17 protein-coding genes and 1 tRNA gene are annotated in these 14,854 nt (G+C 44.8%); 2 read left to right on the plus strand and 16 right to left on the minus strand.

The annotated features are described in order from the left end of the window. Nucleotides 1-38 precede the first annotated feature (38 nt). Nucleotides 39-123, plus strand: a tRNA-Leu gene (locus ACZ5Q0_RS03035). Nucleotides 124-245: 122 nt separating this feature from the next. On the opposite strand, the gene ACZ5Q0_RS03040 is transcribed toward ACZ5Q0_RS03035, so the two are convergent. Further along, nucleotides 246-437 carry a Spo0E family sporulation regulatory protein-aspartic acid phosphatase gene (locus ACZ5Q0_RS03040; RefSeq protein WP_446819469.1) on the minus strand — a complete coding sequence of 64 codons (192 nt, stop codon included), beginning with the start codon at nucleotides 435-437 and terminating at the stop codon, nucleotides 246-248. A gap of 110 nt (nucleotides 438-547) precedes the next feature. Next, nucleotides 548-1,105 carry a restriction endonuclease gene (locus tag ACZ5Q0_RS03045; protein ID WP_446819468.1) on the minus strand — a complete coding sequence of 186 codons (558 nt, stop codon included), beginning with the start codon at nucleotides 1,103-1,105 and terminating at the stop codon, nucleotides 548-550. 256 nt (nucleotides 1,106-1,361) lie between these two features. Between ACZ5Q0_RS03045 and ACZ5Q0_RS03050 the strand changes: the two genes are divergently transcribed. Beyond that, nucleotides 1,362-2,693 carry a hemolysin family protein gene (locus ACZ5Q0_RS03050; protein WP_446819467.1) on the plus strand — a complete coding sequence of 444 codons (1,332 nt, stop codon included), beginning with the start codon at nucleotides 1,362-1,364 and terminating at the stop codon, nucleotides 2,691-2,693. 125 nt (nucleotides 2,694-2,818) lie between these two features. On the opposite strand, the gene hisIE is transcribed toward ACZ5Q0_RS03050, so the two are convergent. From hisIE to purM, 14 genes are all read right to left on the minus strand, one after another. Beyond that, a complete protein-coding gene (gene hisIE, locus ACZ5Q0_RS03055) occupies nucleotides 2,819-3,466 on the minus strand; it encodes a bifunctional phosphoribosyl-AMP cyclohydrolase/phosphoribosyl-ATP diphosphatase HisIE (RefSeq protein ID WP_446820722.1) in 648 nt (215 codons plus the stop codon). A 2-nt stretch (nucleotides 3,467-3,468) separates the two neighbouring features. After that, nucleotides 3,469-4,224, minus strand: coding sequence for an imidazole glycerol phosphate synthase subunit HisF (gene hisF / locus ACZ5Q0_RS03060; RefSeq protein WP_446819465.1), 756 nt, complete (start codon nucleotides 4,222-4,224; stop codon nucleotides 3,469-3,471). 21 nt (nucleotides 4,225-4,245) lie between these two features. After that, entirely contained in the window at nucleotides 4,246-4,971 is a 726-nt protein-coding gene (hisA, locus tag ACZ5Q0_RS03065; protein WP_446819463.1) for a 1-(5-phosphoribosyl)-5-[(5-phosphoribosylamino)methylideneamino]imidazole-4-carboxamide isomerase, read from the minus strand. 63 nt (nucleotides 4,972-5,034) lie between these two features. Then, on the minus strand, nucleotides 5,035-5,631 hold the full coding sequence (gene hisB, locus ACZ5Q0_RS03070; RefSeq protein WP_446819462.1) for an imidazoleglycerol-phosphate dehydratase HisB: 597 nt from the start codon (nucleotides 5,629-5,631) through the stop codon (nucleotides 5,035-5,037). Continuing rightward, on the minus strand, nucleotides 5,624-6,919 hold the full coding sequence (gene hisD, locus ACZ5Q0_RS03075; protein ID WP_447182696.1) for a histidinol dehydrogenase: 1,296 nt from the start codon (nucleotides 6,917-6,919) through the stop codon (nucleotides 5,624-5,626). The genes hisB and hisD overlap by 8 nt, the downstream gene beginning before the upstream one ends. Then, the gene (gene hisG, locus ACZ5Q0_RS03080) at nucleotides 6,919-7,572 is read right to left on the minus strand and encodes an ATP phosphoribosyltransferase (RefSeq protein ID WP_446819460.1); all 654 of its coding nucleotides are present in this window, start codon (nucleotides 7,570-7,572) and stop codon (nucleotides 6,919-6,921) included. Before hisG ends, hisD begins: the two co-directional genes overlap by 1 nt. Before the next feature lie 13 nt (nucleotides 7,573-7,585). Further along, a complete protein-coding gene (gene hisZ, locus ACZ5Q0_RS03085; protein WP_446819459.1) occupies nucleotides 7,586-8,746 on the minus strand; it encodes an ATP phosphoribosyltransferase regulatory subunit in 1,161 nt (386 codons plus the stop codon). Next, nucleotides 8,712-9,044 (minus strand): YerC/YecD family TrpR-related protein, encoded by a 333-nt coding sequence (locus ACZ5Q0_RS03090; protein WP_446819458.1) that lies wholly within the window; start codon nucleotides 9,042-9,044, stop codon nucleotides 8,712-8,714. The genes hisZ and ACZ5Q0_RS03090 overlap by 35 nt, the downstream gene beginning before the upstream one ends. 22 nt (nucleotides 9,045-9,066) lie before the next feature. Then, nucleotides 9,067-9,729, minus strand: a complete 663-nt coding sequence (locus ACZ5Q0_RS03095; RefSeq protein ID WP_446819456.1) for a phosphohydrolase — start codon at nucleotides 9,727-9,729, stop codon at nucleotides 9,067-9,069. Nucleotides 9,730-9,743: 14 nt separating this feature from the next. Next, nucleotides 9,744-10,274 carry a tetratricopeptide repeat protein gene (locus ACZ5Q0_RS03100; RefSeq protein WP_447182697.1) on the minus strand — a complete coding sequence of 177 codons (531 nt, stop codon included), beginning with the start codon at nucleotides 10,272-10,274 and terminating at the stop codon, nucleotides 9,744-9,746. Nucleotides 10,275-10,286: 12 nt separating this feature from the next. Next, nucleotides 10,287-11,564: a phosphoribosylamine--glycine ligase gene (gene purD / locus ACZ5Q0_RS03105; protein ID WP_447182698.1), complete on the minus strand. Its 1,278-nt coding sequence runs from the start codon at nucleotides 11,562-11,564 to the stop codon at nucleotides 10,287-10,289. A gap of 40 nt (nucleotides 11,565-11,604) precedes the next feature. Further along, nucleotides 11,605-13,125, minus strand: coding sequence for a bifunctional phosphoribosylaminoimidazolecarboxamide formyltransferase/IMP cyclohydrolase (purH, locus tag ACZ5Q0_RS03110; RefSeq protein WP_446819451.1), 1,521 nt, complete (start codon nucleotides 13,123-13,125; stop codon nucleotides 11,605-11,607). A gap of 33 nt (nucleotides 13,126-13,158) precedes the next feature. After that, nucleotides 13,159-13,794: a phosphoribosylglycinamide formyltransferase gene (purN, locus tag ACZ5Q0_RS03115; protein ID WP_446819449.1), complete on the minus strand. Its 636-nt coding sequence runs from the start codon at nucleotides 13,792-13,794 to the stop codon at nucleotides 13,159-13,161. Continuing rightward, on the minus strand, nucleotides 13,791-14,828 hold the full coding sequence (gene purM, locus ACZ5Q0_RS03120) for a phosphoribosylformylglycinamidine cyclo-ligase (protein WP_447182699.1): 1,038 nt from the start codon (nucleotides 14,826-14,828) through the stop codon (nucleotides 13,791-13,793). Before purM ends, purN begins: the two co-directional genes overlap by 4 nt. Between the last annotated feature and the right edge of the window lie 26 nt (nucleotides 14,829-14,854).

Here is a 14,854-nt window from a genome sequence, read left to right on the forward strand (position 1 = left end):
GTGTTAAAGATAACAGCAGTAACCTTTTTAATAGCTATGCGGATGTGGCGGAATTGGCAGACGCACCAGACTTAGGATCTGGCGAGTAACATCGTGGAGGTTCGAGTCCTCTCATCCGCACCATATGAAAAATCAAACCCTTGATATTCAGGGGTTTTTTCTTCTTTCTGCTTAGGTGGGACACGGGGACAGGTTTGCTGTCCCAATTGGGACAGCAAACCTGTCCCCGTGTCCCACTTGTCCCGCTAGCTGTTGCTTAATAGAGCGTAGTACTCATTAACCATATCGTCTACTAGCCGGCTTTTGGAAAGTACCTCCTCATGCAAGAAACCTTTTTGGGTTCCTAGTTCGACGAGTTGAGCGCGTTCCTGTTCAATCCTATGGATAAGTATTCCTAATCTTTGTTTCTGGTCATCGTCAACTGGTTTTGCTATCATAATCGCCCCCTCCCCTGTTCAGGTACCATCCCCCCCGGAGACTACCAGATCTAGATCTAATATTTTTACTTTAACTTTCCATTTCATATTGGCCTACCTATTGCCGCTAATCATTGACAGGCCTCAGCTCGACAAAGGTTTTTTTTAGCATTTAAGTTGGCTATTTCGTTATAAAGATCGTTCCTATCTACCAGGACTATTTTATTAACGCTAGCCATACGTACGGCCCGGCGGGTAAAGTATTGATTAGTAATCACTATCACCTGCTCGCATCCGTAAAAATCCCGTGACAATAAGGCTTCTTTAATGGAATTTATCCCTATTTTGTCATCACTACGCTGGACTTGTATGATGTAAGTCACATTATTACGTGAGGCCTTTAAAAACCGATTAGGGCCACCATAACCAGGTCGCCTTACTTGGTAACCCATGCGGGCAAAAAGCAAGGCCAGATAACGCTCAAATGAAGCTCCTTGACTCTCATCAAACATATTGTTAAACGGTAACGAGGCAGGTCTATGGCTTTCAGTAGTTTCTTCACCCTCATCATAAAATCGATGCTCTTCTGTTCTACCAGACCAGAAACATCGATATAGGATACTGCCAAAAACTACCATCACTAAGGCCATAACTACTAATGGCCAAGCGGTATTAATTAAAGCAAACATTATCCTTCCCCCCTAGGTCCAACAAGCTACATTTTACCAAAAACATAAAAGAATAACTAGACTGGTTTATTTAAAATAATCTGCTGTTCAACCAAACAATACTAAATTTAATACTAAACTTATAATTTTTTGAGATTTGGGGAGGGACCCTGCTCAGGATAGACATCTTTATAGCAGTACATATTAAAGCTATAGATTACCTAATCTGACAAGTCCTTGACGGTTGATGTTTTTAAATAGTAAGGGGGTAAGCTGAATGAATACTTATATCTTGAATATCCTATTAAGTGTTTTAAAAATTTTAGCAGCATTATTCCTGGTAGTTATGAACGGCCTGTTTGTAGCCGCTGAATTTGCTTTCGTCAAGGTCCGGCCTACCCGAATCGCCCAGCTTGCCGCAGAAGGTAACCATAAAGCCATACTGGCCCGGCAATGTATAGAGCACATTGATGCTTATCTTTCCGTAAGCCAGTTAGGAATTACTCTGGCCAGTTTAGGGCTGGGGTGGTTAGGGGAACCGGCTGTAGCAACCTTAGTTACTCCGCTGCTATCAGGCTGGGGAATTGATTCCCCGGCTCTGGTTCATTCCATATCGTTTCTGGTGGCATTTGGTTTTATCACCTTTCTACATGTAGTTTTTGGAGAGCTGGCTCCTAAATCACTGGCTATTCAGAAGGCCGAGACCCTTGCGCTGTTACTGGCTGCCCCCATGCGTTTTTTTTATCTTTTATTTTATCCGGCTGTTATTCTTTTAAATGGTACCGCTAATAAAATTGTTCTGTTAATGGGTTTTGAACCAGCCACTGATAATGAAGTTACCCATAGTGAAGAAGAATTGCGCATGCTTATTTCGGAAAGCTATAAAAGCGGGCAGATCAACCAGAGCGAACAGGAACTTTTGCAGAATGTTTTTCGATTTGAAAAACGGATCGCCGAGGAGATTATGGTACCCCGGCCAGAAGTATGGTACCTGGATACGGACAATTCCTTAGAAGAAAACCTGCGCATAGCTCGTAAAGCAGGCCACACGCGCTTTCCGCTCTGTAAGGGAAGTCCTGACCAGGTAATCGGGCTGGTAAACATAAAAGATATCCTGCTTAATGACCAGGTAACCAAAATATATGACCTGAAACGCGATATTCTCTTTATTCCGGAAGGAATGCCCCTAGATCAACTGCTGCAGGAATTCCAGACCAGCCGTATACACATGGCAGTAATTATGGATGAATATGGGGGAACTGCCGGTATAGTTACTATGGAAGATGTTCTGGAGGAATTGGTCGGTGAAATTCAGGATGAGTTTGACCATGAAGAACCGCCCATAGTCGCCGAAGGAAATAACCGTTTTCTGGTAAGCGGACGTATGTTTATTGACGATGCTATGGAGCGCTTTGATATTCCATTAAATGAGGAAAATGAGCAATATAATACCCTGGCTGGATACATACTTGGTAAACTGGGCCGCCGGCCGCGGGAGGGTGATATCATAAACCCGGATAATCTGTGCCTGGAAGTGGTAGGCATGAAAGGCTTGCGTATTGATAAAATCCGTGTTCATACTAATACAAACCACCCTACTGATAGCTAGAAAACACTTTCCGGTTCCCACCTGGAATAAGGATAATCCACTGTTTAGGTACTGATTTTTAGACGCGGATAGCCATCTATTTAATCAATTGACCATCCGCATCCAAAGCGTGCTAAATTTGCTCACTAACGACGGGAGCGAAGCTCAGTAAAGATATCACTTAAATCTACACCTTTTTCATTCAGCAACACCAGCAAATGGTAAAGCAGGTCAGAAGTTTCATAAACCAATTCGGCATTATCAGGGTTTTTAGCTGCTATGATAACCTCAGCAGTCTCCTCTCCCACTTTTTTTAATATTTTATCAATACCTTCATTAAAAAGATAAGTGGTATAAGACCCCTCCGGTCTTTTGATCTTTCTATCAGCTATAACCTCATAAAGTTCGAAAAGAATTCCAGGACCTTCTTTACCTGTATACACCTTGGAACTATCAAATACCGGAGTGGTTTTTTCATTCCCCTCCAGATCCCGGTAAAAACAGGAATAATGCCCGGTATGACAAGCAGCACCGATCTGCTCTACTATAACCAGAAGACTATCCTGATCACAGTCATAACGAATTTCTTTTACATTCTGAATATGTCCGGAAGTTTCGCCCTTCATCCATAAGGTCTGCCGGCTGCGGGAATAGAACCAGGTCTTACCCGTTTCAACAGTACGCTTTAATGATTCTTCATTCATATAAGCCATCATTAAAACCTGTCCACTGGAATAATCCTGAATTATAGCGGGAATGAGTCCATCCTGATTAAATTTTATAGTATTAACCATCATTATCGCATCGGTACTCCTTTTTGCTCAAGGTATTCTTTAGCCTGTTTAATTGTATATTCCCGGTAATGAAAAATAGAGGCACATAAAACTGCATCGGCTTTTCCGGCAATTATAGTCTGATAAAGATGCTCTAATGATCCGGCTCCTCCGGAAGCAATAACGGGTATTCCCACAGTTTCACTTATCGCTCTAGTCAGAGGCAGATCGTAACCATCCCTGGTGCCATCTTTATCCATGCTGGTTAAAAGAATTTCTCCTGCCCCCAGTTTTTCCACCTGGCCGGCCCATTCTACGGCATCTTTACCCGTAGAAGTTTTTCCACCATTTATATAAACTTCCCAGGAATCTTTTCCGGTACTACGGGCATCAATAGCTACAACCACACACTTACTTCCGAATTGGCCAGCCGCTTCGGTAATAAGTCCGGGATCTTTAACCGCTGCTGAATTGAGGGATATTTTATCAGCACCAGCATTTAATAAATCCCGTATATCATCTATTGTGCTAATCCCGCCTCCGACCGCAAAGGGAATAAATACTTTCTGGGCTGTCTTGCGAACCACATCCACCATGGTCTTTCTGCCCTCAGAAGTAGCGCTGATGTCTAAAAAAACTAGTTCATCAGCTCCTTCCCGGTCATAATAGGCTGCTAATTCCACTGGATCACCTGCATCGCGCAAATTTACAAAATTTATTCCTTTAACTACCCGACCTTCATGAACATCCAGACAAGGAATAATTCTTTTTGCTAGCATCTTTTCTACCCCACTTAACATTTATTGACCCGCCTGAAGGGCCTCCTCCAGTGATAACTTACCATCATATAATGCCTTGCCAATAATAGCTCCGGTTACCCCCAGCGGTTCTAATTCTTTGATCTGAATCACATCCTGCCGGGAAGATACCCCACCAGAAGCAATGACTTTTAGACCAGTCTCAACCGCTATCCGGCGAGTAGAACTTAGATTAGGTCCCGACAACAGTCCATCCCTGCTTATGTCCGTGTAAATAGCCGTTTTAACACCCATGTTTTTCATGGTAACTCCGAATTCCACCGCCGAAAGGCTGGAGGTGTTTACCCATCCTTCTAATGCCACCATTCCATTACGGGCATCTAAACCTAAAACCACTTTTTCCGGTCCGAATTGATCTAGTAGTTCCTTCATAAAATCCGGATTGTTAACTGCGCGGGTTCCGATAATAACTCGGGCTGCCCCAGCTCCTAAAACCCGTTTTACATCACTTAATGAGCGTAACCCTCCCCCCACCTGGAAGGGGATGTGAATCTCATCAGCAATCTTAGCAATTGCAGTCAGATTCCTGGGACTACCTTCAAAAGCACCATCCAAGTCTACCACATGCAAAAATTCAGCTCCCTGCTCTTCAAAACTGCGGGCTACTTCTGCCGGAGAATTGGAATACACCGTTTTATCTTCGACCCTTCCCTGCACTAATCGGACACATTGTCCATCCTTAAGGTCTATAGCTGGATAAATTATCATGGCATATCTCTCCAAAATTTTTTACTAGTTTACCTAGGTAAACCTCCCTGGATTAACCGTAAATTAAAGATTTCCTTTGGAAGACCATACTCCCTGCACACGGGGTTCTATTTCAATTGCCATCTTCAATGCCCGGGCAAAAGCCTTAAAAATAGCTTCGATAATATGGTGAGTATTACTTCCTCGAATCACATCAATATGAATATTCATACCCGCCGCTCCCACTATAGCTTGGAAAAATTCTTTAACATTTTCTACTGCAAAATTACCTATGTGTTCTTTCTGCAGGTTGGTATTATAAACCAGATAGGGGCGACCTGAAATATCTAACACTACCCGCACCAAGGCCTCGTCCATAGGTATTGTAGCCGTTCCATAACGAGTAATGCCCTGTTTACCCTTAAGCGCCTTTTTTAATGCCTGACCAAAACAGATACCAATGTCCTCAACTGAATGATGATCATCAACATCAATATCTCCCCGAGCGGTTACTTTCAGGTTACATAGGCTATGGACGGAAAAAAGGGTCAGCATATGGCCTAGAAAGGGAATTTCGATATCAATCTGATGGCTGCCGGTACCATCTAGGTCCAGTTGGAGTAGAACTTCGGTTTCAAGAGTTTTTCTCTGGATCTCAGCCGTCCTGGTTGAACTACTCATTTATTTTCTCCTTTCTTACCCGTACTGAATTAGCATGAGCGGTAAGTCCTTCCACAGTGGCCAGTTTTATAATATCGTCTGCATCCTGGCTTATGCCCTCCCGGGAGTAGTATATAAGACTGGAGGCCTTTCTAAAGGTATCCACCGTAACCGGTGAATAAAACCGGGCCGTTCCACCGGTAGGAAGTATATGATTGGGACCTGCATAATAGTCCCCTACCGGTTCCGGGGTATAATGTCCCATAAATATCGCCCCGGCATTTTCTATTTGGCTAAGTAAGCTAAAAGGATTTTCCACCATCAGTTCCAGGTGTTCAGGAGCAATCTGATTAGCTGCCTGGCAGGCCTGGTGCAAATCTTCAGCCAAAATAAAAGCTCCATAATTGGACAGGGATTTTCCAATTATTTCCTTACGGGAAAGCTGGGCTAACTGGCAATCCAGTTCAGCCTCCACTTCCCCGAAAACACCGGAATCACAAGCTATTAGCATACTACGTGCTAAAACATCATGTTCCGCCTGGGACATCATGTCAGCCGCCAGATAAGCCGGATCAGCACTATGATCGGCAATAATCAGTATCTCGCTGGGACCAGCCAGCATATCTATGTTAACGTCCCCATAAACCATCTTTTTAGCCAGGGTAACATAAATGTTCCCCGGGCCGCTTATGAGGTCAACTTTTCTTATAGTTTCCGTACCCCAGGCCAGGGCTAATACCGCCTGGGCTCCGCCAGTTTTATAAATCTCCTCAATTCCCAGTTCGGCTGCCGCCACCAGGGTATAGGGATTCATTTTACCGCTGCGGTCAGGAGGCGTAACCATAGCTATTTCTTTTACCCCGGCTACCTGGGCCGGTATGGCATTCATAAGCACTGAAGACGGATATGCCGCCGTACCTCCTGGTACATATATTCCTACCCGTTCTAAGGGGCGATATAGTTGCCCCAGTATATTTCCCCGCTCATCTGGTTCCATCCAGGAATTCCTCAGCTGCCGGGAATGGAAATCAGCTATATTATCTATGGCTGAACGGATCGCCAATAGAAAATCATCGTCAACCTTCTGGTAGGCCTCCCTAATTTCTGCCTGGTTAACTTTAAAATTATCATCATTAATAACAGCACCATCAAACCTTTGGGCCAGCTCATACAGGGCCTGATTACCTTTTTCCCTAACCAGGTCAGCTATTTGAGCCACCTGGTCATTATATTGTTTCATATCTTCGTAATTACTATGAATAAAATGCTGGAGTTCCTCCCCTGTAGCCTTGATTCGCTTAATCCTCATCAATCCTGACCACCTTTCACATATTTCTGAATGGTTTCGACTAAAGGTTGAATTTGATGATGTTTAGTCCGATAGCTAACCCGGTTACAGATCAGGCGGGTGGTGGAATCCATAATATCAACTAACTCCACCAGGTTATTTTCTCTCAAGGTGCGCCCCGTAGAAACAATATCTACAATCATATCGGATAATCCCATCAAGGGCGCTAATTCGATATTACCATGCAGCTTAATAATCTCTACCTGCAGTCCCTGGCTGCGGAAAAACTGCTCTGCTACTACCGGAAATTTAGTAGCAGCCCGCTGGTAGTTTAGTTTTTTCAGGGGAATATCCTTTAAAGAAGCTGGGACAGCTACAACAAAGCGGCAGTATCCATATTTTAAATCAGCCAGTTCGAAAACATCCCGCCCCTGCTCCATAATTACATCTTTGCCGACAATACCCAGATCAGCCGCCCCTTGTTCTACATAAGTAGGTACATCAGTAGGCCGGCACATAATATAGGTAATGGCCGGGTTTTCATAAGTGAAAACCATGTTGCGGCTATCTTCATCTACCCCCTCAGTGGGTAATCCAATACTACGAAACAGTTTAAGAGTAGATTTTAAAAGTGTACCCTTGGAAAGGGCAATAGTCAGTTGCTCTTTGTACATCCTCTTACCCCTTTTAATCATTATCCAGATAAACCAGGGAATATCCGTTTTTATTCTGAAGTTTCGCTTCTAACTCTTCCCGGCTGCTGGCCTCCACATCTACTTCCACAATATATCCCTGCTGCCTCAAGCGCTCTGCTTCGCTAACCATCTTCTCCAGGCTGTTGCCTCCAACTATAAAACGGATCGGTTCATCATCCCGGCTATTAAGTACCAGGGCTAACCGGTCCATCCCCAGAGCAAATCCAGTAGCCGGATGATCAAAACCAAACTGTCCCATTAAATTGTCATACCGTCCTCCTCCCAGCAGTCCATAACCCAAACCAGGAGAATAACCCTCAAACACTATACCGGTATAGTAATCCAGCCCCCGTAGTACCCCCATATCGATAACAATATTATCAATTACACCGTAAACTTTCAGGGCCTCATATACTTTAATAAGGTCATTGACCGCAGTACTAGCCCTTCGATTTTGCTCCAGATAAGGTATCCGGTCAATTACTTCCAAACCCCCATGCAGTATTGGCAGAACTGCTATGCTTTCTTTTAACTCATCTTGAATCGGCAGACCTTCCAGTACCCGGGATAACTCTACCAAATCTTTTCTTTCCACCAGGTTGCGAATCAACTCCTGGTTCTCAGGCAACAACCCACTATCCTCCAGCAGGCTATTAAAAATGCCCACCTGATTCAGACTAATCTTAAAATCCTTAAGCCCCAACTCACGCAAGGTTCTAACCGCAATGGTGATAACCTCAGCATCAGCCCAGACCCCGGCTGCCCCTAGCAGTTCAATACCTATCTGCCAGAATTCCCGGTACTGAGCCTTTTGGGGCAAAACATGGCGGAAAACATTAGCTATGTAATAAAGACGCTGCGGAAACACTTCCTCCTGGAGATGGGTAGCAGCCAGACGGGCTATGGAAACGGTCATTTCCGGACGCAGGGACAAAATCCCTCCTTCGCGGTCCATAAACAGGAACAGTTCCTCCCGCATATGGCCGCTGGTACCAGCTTCAATCACTTCCAGAAACTCAAAGGTCGGAGTAATAACTTCCTCATACCCATAACTTCTAAATAGGCGAGCCGCCTTTTGTTCCATATTACGTTTAGTTTTGACCTCTTCGGGAAGCAAATCACGAAGGCCTTTCGGTACTTCTTTCTTTCTCATGTTCTATCTCCTTGTCAAGATAACATAATACCTGGCGATACCCGTTCGCCCCATAATTAAGGCAGCGTTTTACCCGGCTGATGGTAGCCGTACTGGCTCCGGTTGAAGCAGCAATGCTGTTGTAAGTCACATCCTGGTAAAGCATACGAGCTACCTGCAAACGCTGCGCCATTGCCTTTATCTCGCTAATAGTACATAAATCTTCCAATAAGCGATAAGCATCTTCTTCACTTTTCAGGCTTAGCAATGCTTTAACCAGAAAATCAGTTTGTTCATCTGACCAGTTAGGGTTAAACATTTTTCATCCTCCTGCACAGGTCTTACAGCAATTTATATTCATTAATCATCAGTTCAAATTCACATTGCAGGTATTCGGCTGCCCGCCTGCTCATCAGCATTTTTGTCAAAAATATCTCAAAATACTCCATTACCGAACAAACCGCGGTATCAATACTTATATCCAGGGTTATCATTCTTTTTTCCGGTTTCACTATTAATTTAGAATCTGTGACCGCATAATTAACCCGGTCACGGGGAGTAAACTGAGCGAAATCACGCTTGCGTACCCGGGAACGATGAACATCAGATTTATCCGCCAGGATCAGGGCAGCCGCTACATTATTTACACATTTCCCCTGCGCCTGTTCCTCATGATTACCGATGGCTCCCATGATTATTGCTATTTCCTCCGGATCCATATGCAAATCCATCAGAGAATAAAAGGCAATAATCGCCCCTGACATGCCATGACCATAACGATTAATTAGATTTCCGATATCATGTAGGTAACCTGCGATAGCTCCCAATTCTGCCTCCCGCTCCCCATACCCCAGCTTAAGAAGGATATCACGGCAAAGTGCAGAGGTTAATTCAGCATGATGGATGTTATGCTCTATAGCTCCGATATTACCTATAAATACATTCCCCATATTCATATATTGTTGTACTAAATTACTGTTTTTCACATCCTGAAGTGTGGCCACTACATTTCCCCTCTCTATTTCAGGGTTTTTATCAGCCGGGCTGCCTCGTGCCCGGCTCTGGTTTGGGGTGGAATAGATGCTAAGATTTGCCGGGCTTCTTCAATCTTATGTTGTTCAATGAGAGTTTGGGCCCGGGCTAAATTGTATGCCGCCTGTTGTTCCTTTTTAGCTGTCTCAATTTTGCTCTTCATCGTCTCCTCTTTATCTAACCGGGCCAGCTTTTCATATTCTTTAATAGCCTCCTGATAGTGGCCTTCAGCTACCAGAGCACCGCCTTCGCTGATAATGGCCCGAACTTTAATGCGTTCCGGTAACTGGGAAAGTAAATTGCTATAACCGACCAGAATACCAGCTAGTAGGATTAGAGAAAGAATCCACGTTAATGATTTAGGACGCTGCCTAAACATATAACCTAGCACAAAGACAAAAGGTATCCCCATAATAAAGGTGATCTTGAGAAACTCGCGTACCGGCAGGTAAAAAAGGCCCACCACCAGGGCCCCTACCATAAGCAACTTAACCCCGGGATTTTTAATAGACGGCATAACTCTCCCTCCCTACCGCAAAGCCCTGCCTCCTATATCACGTCGATAATGCATCCCCTCAAATGATATTTTTTCAATCTCCTGATATACCTGTCTAATAGTTTCCTGCATGGTTTTACCCTGGCACACCACTGCCATAACCCTACCCCCGCTAGTAACTAACTGTCCCGCCTGTTTCTCCGTTCCCGCCTGAAATACTAGTGTGCCTGGATTCAACCGGTTAAGTCCAGTGATGGCTTTGCCTTTGGCATAAGTACCTGGATAACCACCAGAGGCTAGTATTACACAGATACAATGCTCATCACTCATATTAACCCGGCATCCGGCCATATTACCCCGGGCGGCTGCTTCTAAAATTGGAACAATATCCCCAGCCACAACCGGCATAATCACCTGGGTCTCTGGATCGCCAAAACGGGCATTATATTCTAAAACCTTAGGCCCCTCAGGAGTAATCATTAATCCTACATATAAAACCCCCTGATAAGGGCAACCTTCACTAGACATAGCAACCATAGTAGGATTAATAATAGTTTCTTCCACCTGACGATGCAGTTCTGCAGTATAGATCGGTGGTCTGACATAAGCCCCCATACCGCCGGTATTAGGCCCCTTATCACCATCAAATACTCGTTTATGATCCTGAGCGGATATTAGGGTTACCGCCTGCTTGCCATCACAGATAGCAAATACACTGACTTCCTCTCCAGTTAAACATTCTTCAATTACTATCCGCCCACCAGCTTCGCCAAATACCCGTTCCCTAATAAAAGCATTAATAGCCTGGCTGGCCTCTTCAAAAGAAGTCGCTACTACTACTCCTTTTCCAGCCGCCAGTCCATCCACTTTAACCACTACCGGCTTCCCCTGGCTGGTAATGGACCTGACATAGGAAAGAGCTGGTTCTGCTTGATCAAATACCTGATAGGCAGCGGTAGGTATTCCATATTTCTGCATAAGGTCCTTGGCAAATACCTTACTTCCTTCCAGACGGGCAGCAGCCGCACTAGGTCCAAAAATTAATAATCCTTCTTTTTGAAAACGATCTACAATTCCTGCCATCAGTGGATCTTCGGGTCCCACCACGGTAAGATCTATTTTATTATCCCGGGCAAATACCGCCAGGCTTTCAACATCATTACTCTTTACATCTATACATTCAGCATACTCAGCTATCCCGGGATTACCCGGGGCTGCATATATTTTATCCACTTCTGGACTCTGGGCCATCTTCCATACCAGAGCATGTTCACGACCGCCCTGGCCCACCACCAGAACCTTTTTCCCCATAGGCTCCTCCTTATCTTAAAATCTATCCCTTATGCAACTTTTAGTGTTTAAAATGGCGTACACCGGTGAATATCATAGCAATACCCTGCCGGTTGCACTCAGCAATACTTTCCTCGTCGCGTATCGAGCCGCCAGGCTGAATGATGGCCTTTATACCGTATTTTGCCGCCATTTCCACCGTATCCTTAAAGGGGAAGAAAGCATCAGAGGCCATTACTGCTCCCCGGGCTTTTTCCCCCGCCTGTTCCAGAGCAATTTTAGCTGATCCGACCCGGTTCATCTGTCCGGCCCCCACCCCTAAAGTCTGCCCATTCTGGGCTATAACAATGGCATTGGATTTCACATGCTTGACTACTTTCCATGCAAAACGCAGATCCTCAACTAGGCTCTCCTCCGGTTGGGTTTCAGTAACCACCTTTAAATTGGCCGGATCCCAAGAATGGGTGTCCATATCCTGCACCACAAAACTACCCTCTACGGTACGGAGCTGAAAACCAGTATTAGCTTTTATGAGCATCTCTAATACCCGTAAATTCTTCTTAGCCTGTAAAACAGTTAGCGCGTCCTGATCGTACCCAGGAGCAATAACTACTTCCATAAATGGTTCCGCTACCCTGGCAGCAGTTTTAGCATCTACAGTGCGATTGAAAGCGATAATTCCACCAAATGCTGAAACCTGATCAGCCGCAAAAGCTCTTACATAGGCTTCTTCCAGGTTGTCAGCTATGGCAGTACCGCAAGGATTAGTATGTTTAACGATTACACAGGCAGGCTGTTCAAACTCTTTGACTAGATCCCAGGCCCCTTGAGTATCAATAATATTGTTATAAGAAAGCTCTTTACCATTTAACTGCCGGGCATCGGCCAGACCAGTTCCCGGAGTCATAACCCGGTAAAAAGCTGCTTTTTGATGAGGGTTTTCTCCATAGCGTAAGTCATAAACCTTTTCTCCCGCTAAAACCAGGTGATCGCCAAACTTTTCGCCACTAAGATCAGTTAAATAGGAGGTTATCATAGTATCATAGCAGGCCGTATGGCTAAAGGCTTCCAGCGCCAGCTTGAGCCGTAAATCCTGACTCACCTGTCCACTGGCCTTTAATTCATCTAAAACCGTGATATAATGCTCAGGTTTGACTATAATCACCACATTACTATAATTTTTAGCTGCTGCCCGTACCATAGTAGGTCCGCCAATATCAATGTTTTCTATGGCTTCTGCCAGTGAAACCCCGGGACGGGATATGGTTTCCCGGAAAGGATATAAGTTAACTGCTACGATATCAATAGGAGTTATGCCATTTTCAGCTAGCTGCTGCAGGTGATCTTCAGTTCGCAGAGCCAATATGCCACCATGAACTTTAGGATGTAGGGTTTTAACCCGTCCATTGAGTATTTCCGGAAATCCAGTCACATCGGAAACCATAGTTACCTTGACTCCGGCTTCTTTTAGGGTTTTATATGTACCACCGGTAGATATAATATCGTAACCCATTTCCTCTAAGCCTCGTGCAAATTCCACCACTCCGCTTTTATCGGAGACACTGATCAGTGCTCTTTTCATGGTTAAACCTCCTAATATTCTTAATTAACCTTTTTAGAACATAGAATGCAGGTAAAGGCGACGCCCTTTAATAAATACTTTTCCTTCGGCCAGCAATTGCAGCGATTGCCAGTAAATCCGATGTTCTTCCTTTAATATTCGTGCCGTCAAACCTTCTTCAGAATCATCATCAAGAACAGGCACAACCGCCTGCATGATAATTGGTCCAGTATCCATACCCTCATCTACCAAATGGACGGTACAGCCGCTATAGCGTACCCCGTATTCCAAAGCCTGTTTCTGTGCATTCAGTCCAGTAAATGAAGGAAGCAAAGCCGGATGTATATTAACAATACGATGGGGAAATGCATTTAACATGACCCGGCCTACCAGGCGCATATAACCGGCCAGGGCTACTAGATTCACTTTCTGCTCTTGCAACACCCGTAAAATTTCGGTTTCGTATTGATCACGACCAGCAAAGGCACTTGGATCTATGTACACAGCCTTAATACCCCGCTGCGAAGCTTTTTCCAATGCGGGAGCATCTTCTTTATCACTTACCAGTACATGGATCCTGGCATTTAAGTCACCTCTATCAATAGCCTGGCATAGGGCCTCAAAATTACTCCCCCGTCCTGAAGCCAGCACTGCCAGGTGCAGCTGGCCGGGGGGCATAATCAGTCTCATCGGACCATTATCCTTTCCTGATCGGAGGTTACCCTTCCTATTACTATAGGTTTTTCTCCTTTATCACGCAAGCACATTAATGCTTTATCTGACTGCTGCGGTGAAGCTATCAAGGTATATCCTATCCCCATGTTAAAAGTTCGATACATTTCATCCTTTTCCACCCTTCCCCGCTCCTGGATCAAATTAAACACCGGGGGAATATCGATAGATTTACTATCGATTTCTGCGCCCATACCCTTGGGCAGGCTGCGCTGCAGGTTTTCGATTATACCTCCACCCGTGATATGAGCCATACCCCTGATCTCAACTTCTGGTAATAGACTTTGTATAGATTTAACATAGATACGGGTAGGAGTTAATAGTTCTTCCCCTAAAGTGCGGCCCAGCTCGTCTATATACTGGTCCAGATTTAACCTGCTTTGTTCCAAAAGGACTTTACGCACCAGGGAGTATCCATTAGAGTGAATTCCTGAAGAAGGCAGACCGATAATTACATCCCCACATTCAACCTGGGAACCATCGATGAGAAGAGAACGTTCTACCACCCCCACCGTAAACCCGGCCAGATCATATTCATCTTCACTATAAAATCCCGGCATTTCCGCTGTTTCTCCACCGATCAAGGCACATCCGGCTTGCTGACAGCCTACACTGATCCCTTTAACCAGGGCTTCTACCAGTTGCGGATCAAGTTTACCCACTGCTATATAATCAAGGAAAAAAAGCGGTTCTGCCCCATGAACTAATACATCATTGACACACATGGCTACCAGGTCAATCCCGACCGTGTCATGGACCCCCATCATCTGCGCAATGCGGAGTTTAGTACCTACTCCATCAGTTCCAGATACTAGAACCGGCTCACGGTAGCGATTGGTATCCAGCGCAAAAAAGCCTCCAAATGAGCCAATTCCAGATAGCACTTCGGGACGTTTGGTGCGCTCCACCCATGGCTTGATTAAATCGACTGACTGGTTAGCAGCATCAATGTCAACCCCAGCTTGCTTGTAATTCAAGCCTTGCTTTTCCATGTCAAACCTCCTTAAACATAGCATTC

This window comes from Syntrophomonas erecta subsp. sporosyntropha (genome assembly GCF_055395365.1).

What these genes read in the sequence shown, in the direction of transcription:
- ACZ5Q0_RS03040 (WP_446819469.1), bottom strand. Translation starts at nt 437, where the DNA reads ATGATAGCAAAACCAGTTGACGATGACCAGAAACAAAGATTAGGAATA.
- ACZ5Q0_RS03045 (WP_446819468.1), bottom strand. Translation starts at nt 1,105, where the DNA reads ATGTTTGCTTTAATTAATACCGCTTGGCCATTAGTAGTTATGGCCTTA.
- ACZ5Q0_RS03050 (WP_446819467.1), top strand. Translation starts at nt 1,362, where the DNA reads ATGAATACTTATATCTTGAATATCCTATTAAGTGTTTTAAAAATTTTA.
- hisIE (WP_446820722.1), bottom strand. Translation starts at nt 3,466, where the DNA reads ATGGTTAATACTATAAAATTTAATCAGGATGGACTCATTCCCGCTATA.
- hisF (WP_446819465.1), bottom strand. Translation starts at nt 4,224, where the DNA reads ATGCTAGCAAAAAGAATTATTCCTTGTCTGGATGTTCATGAAGGTCGG.
- hisA (WP_446819463.1), bottom strand. Translation starts at nt 4,971, where the DNA reads ATGATAATTTATCCAGCTATAGACCTTAAGGATGGACAATGTGTCCGA.
- hisB (WP_446819462.1), bottom strand. Translation starts at nt 5,631, where the DNA reads ATGAGTAGTTCAACCAGGACGGCTGAGATCCAGAGAAAAACTCTTGAA.
- hisD (WP_447182696.1), bottom strand. Translation starts at nt 6,919, where the DNA reads ATGAGGATTAAGCGAATCAAGGCTACAGGGGAGGAACTCCAGCATTTT.
- hisG (WP_446819460.1), bottom strand. Translation starts at nt 7,572, where the DNA reads ATGTACAAAGAGCAACTGACTATTGCCCTTTCCAAGGGTACACTTTTA.
- hisZ (WP_446819459.1), bottom strand. Translation starts at nt 8,746, where the DNA reads ATGAGAAAGAAAGAAGTACCGAAAGGCCTTCGTGATTTGCTTCCCGAA.
- ACZ5Q0_RS03090 (WP_446819458.1), bottom strand. Translation starts at nt 9,044, where the DNA reads ATGTTTAACCCTAACTGGTCAGATGAACAAACTGATTTTCTGGTTAAA.
- ACZ5Q0_RS03100 (WP_447182697.1), bottom strand. Translation starts at nt 10,274, where the DNA reads ATGCCGTCTATTAAAAATCCCGGGGTTAAGTTGCTTATGGTAGGGGCC.
- purD (WP_447182698.1), bottom strand. Translation starts at nt 11,564, where the DNA reads ATGGGGAAAAAGGTTCTGGTGGTGGGCCAGGGCGGTCGTGAACATGCT.
- purH (WP_446819451.1), bottom strand. Translation starts at nt 13,125, where the DNA reads ATGAAAAGAGCACTGATCAGTGTCTCCGATAAAAGCGGAGTGGTGGAA.
- purN (WP_446819449.1), bottom strand. Translation starts at nt 13,794, where the DNA reads ATGAGACTGATTATGCCCCCCGGCCAGCTGCACCTGGCAGTGCTGGCT.
- purM (WP_447182699.1), bottom strand. Translation starts at nt 14,828, where the DNA reads ATGGAAAAGCAAGGCTTGAATTACAAGCAAGCTGGGGTTGACATTGAT.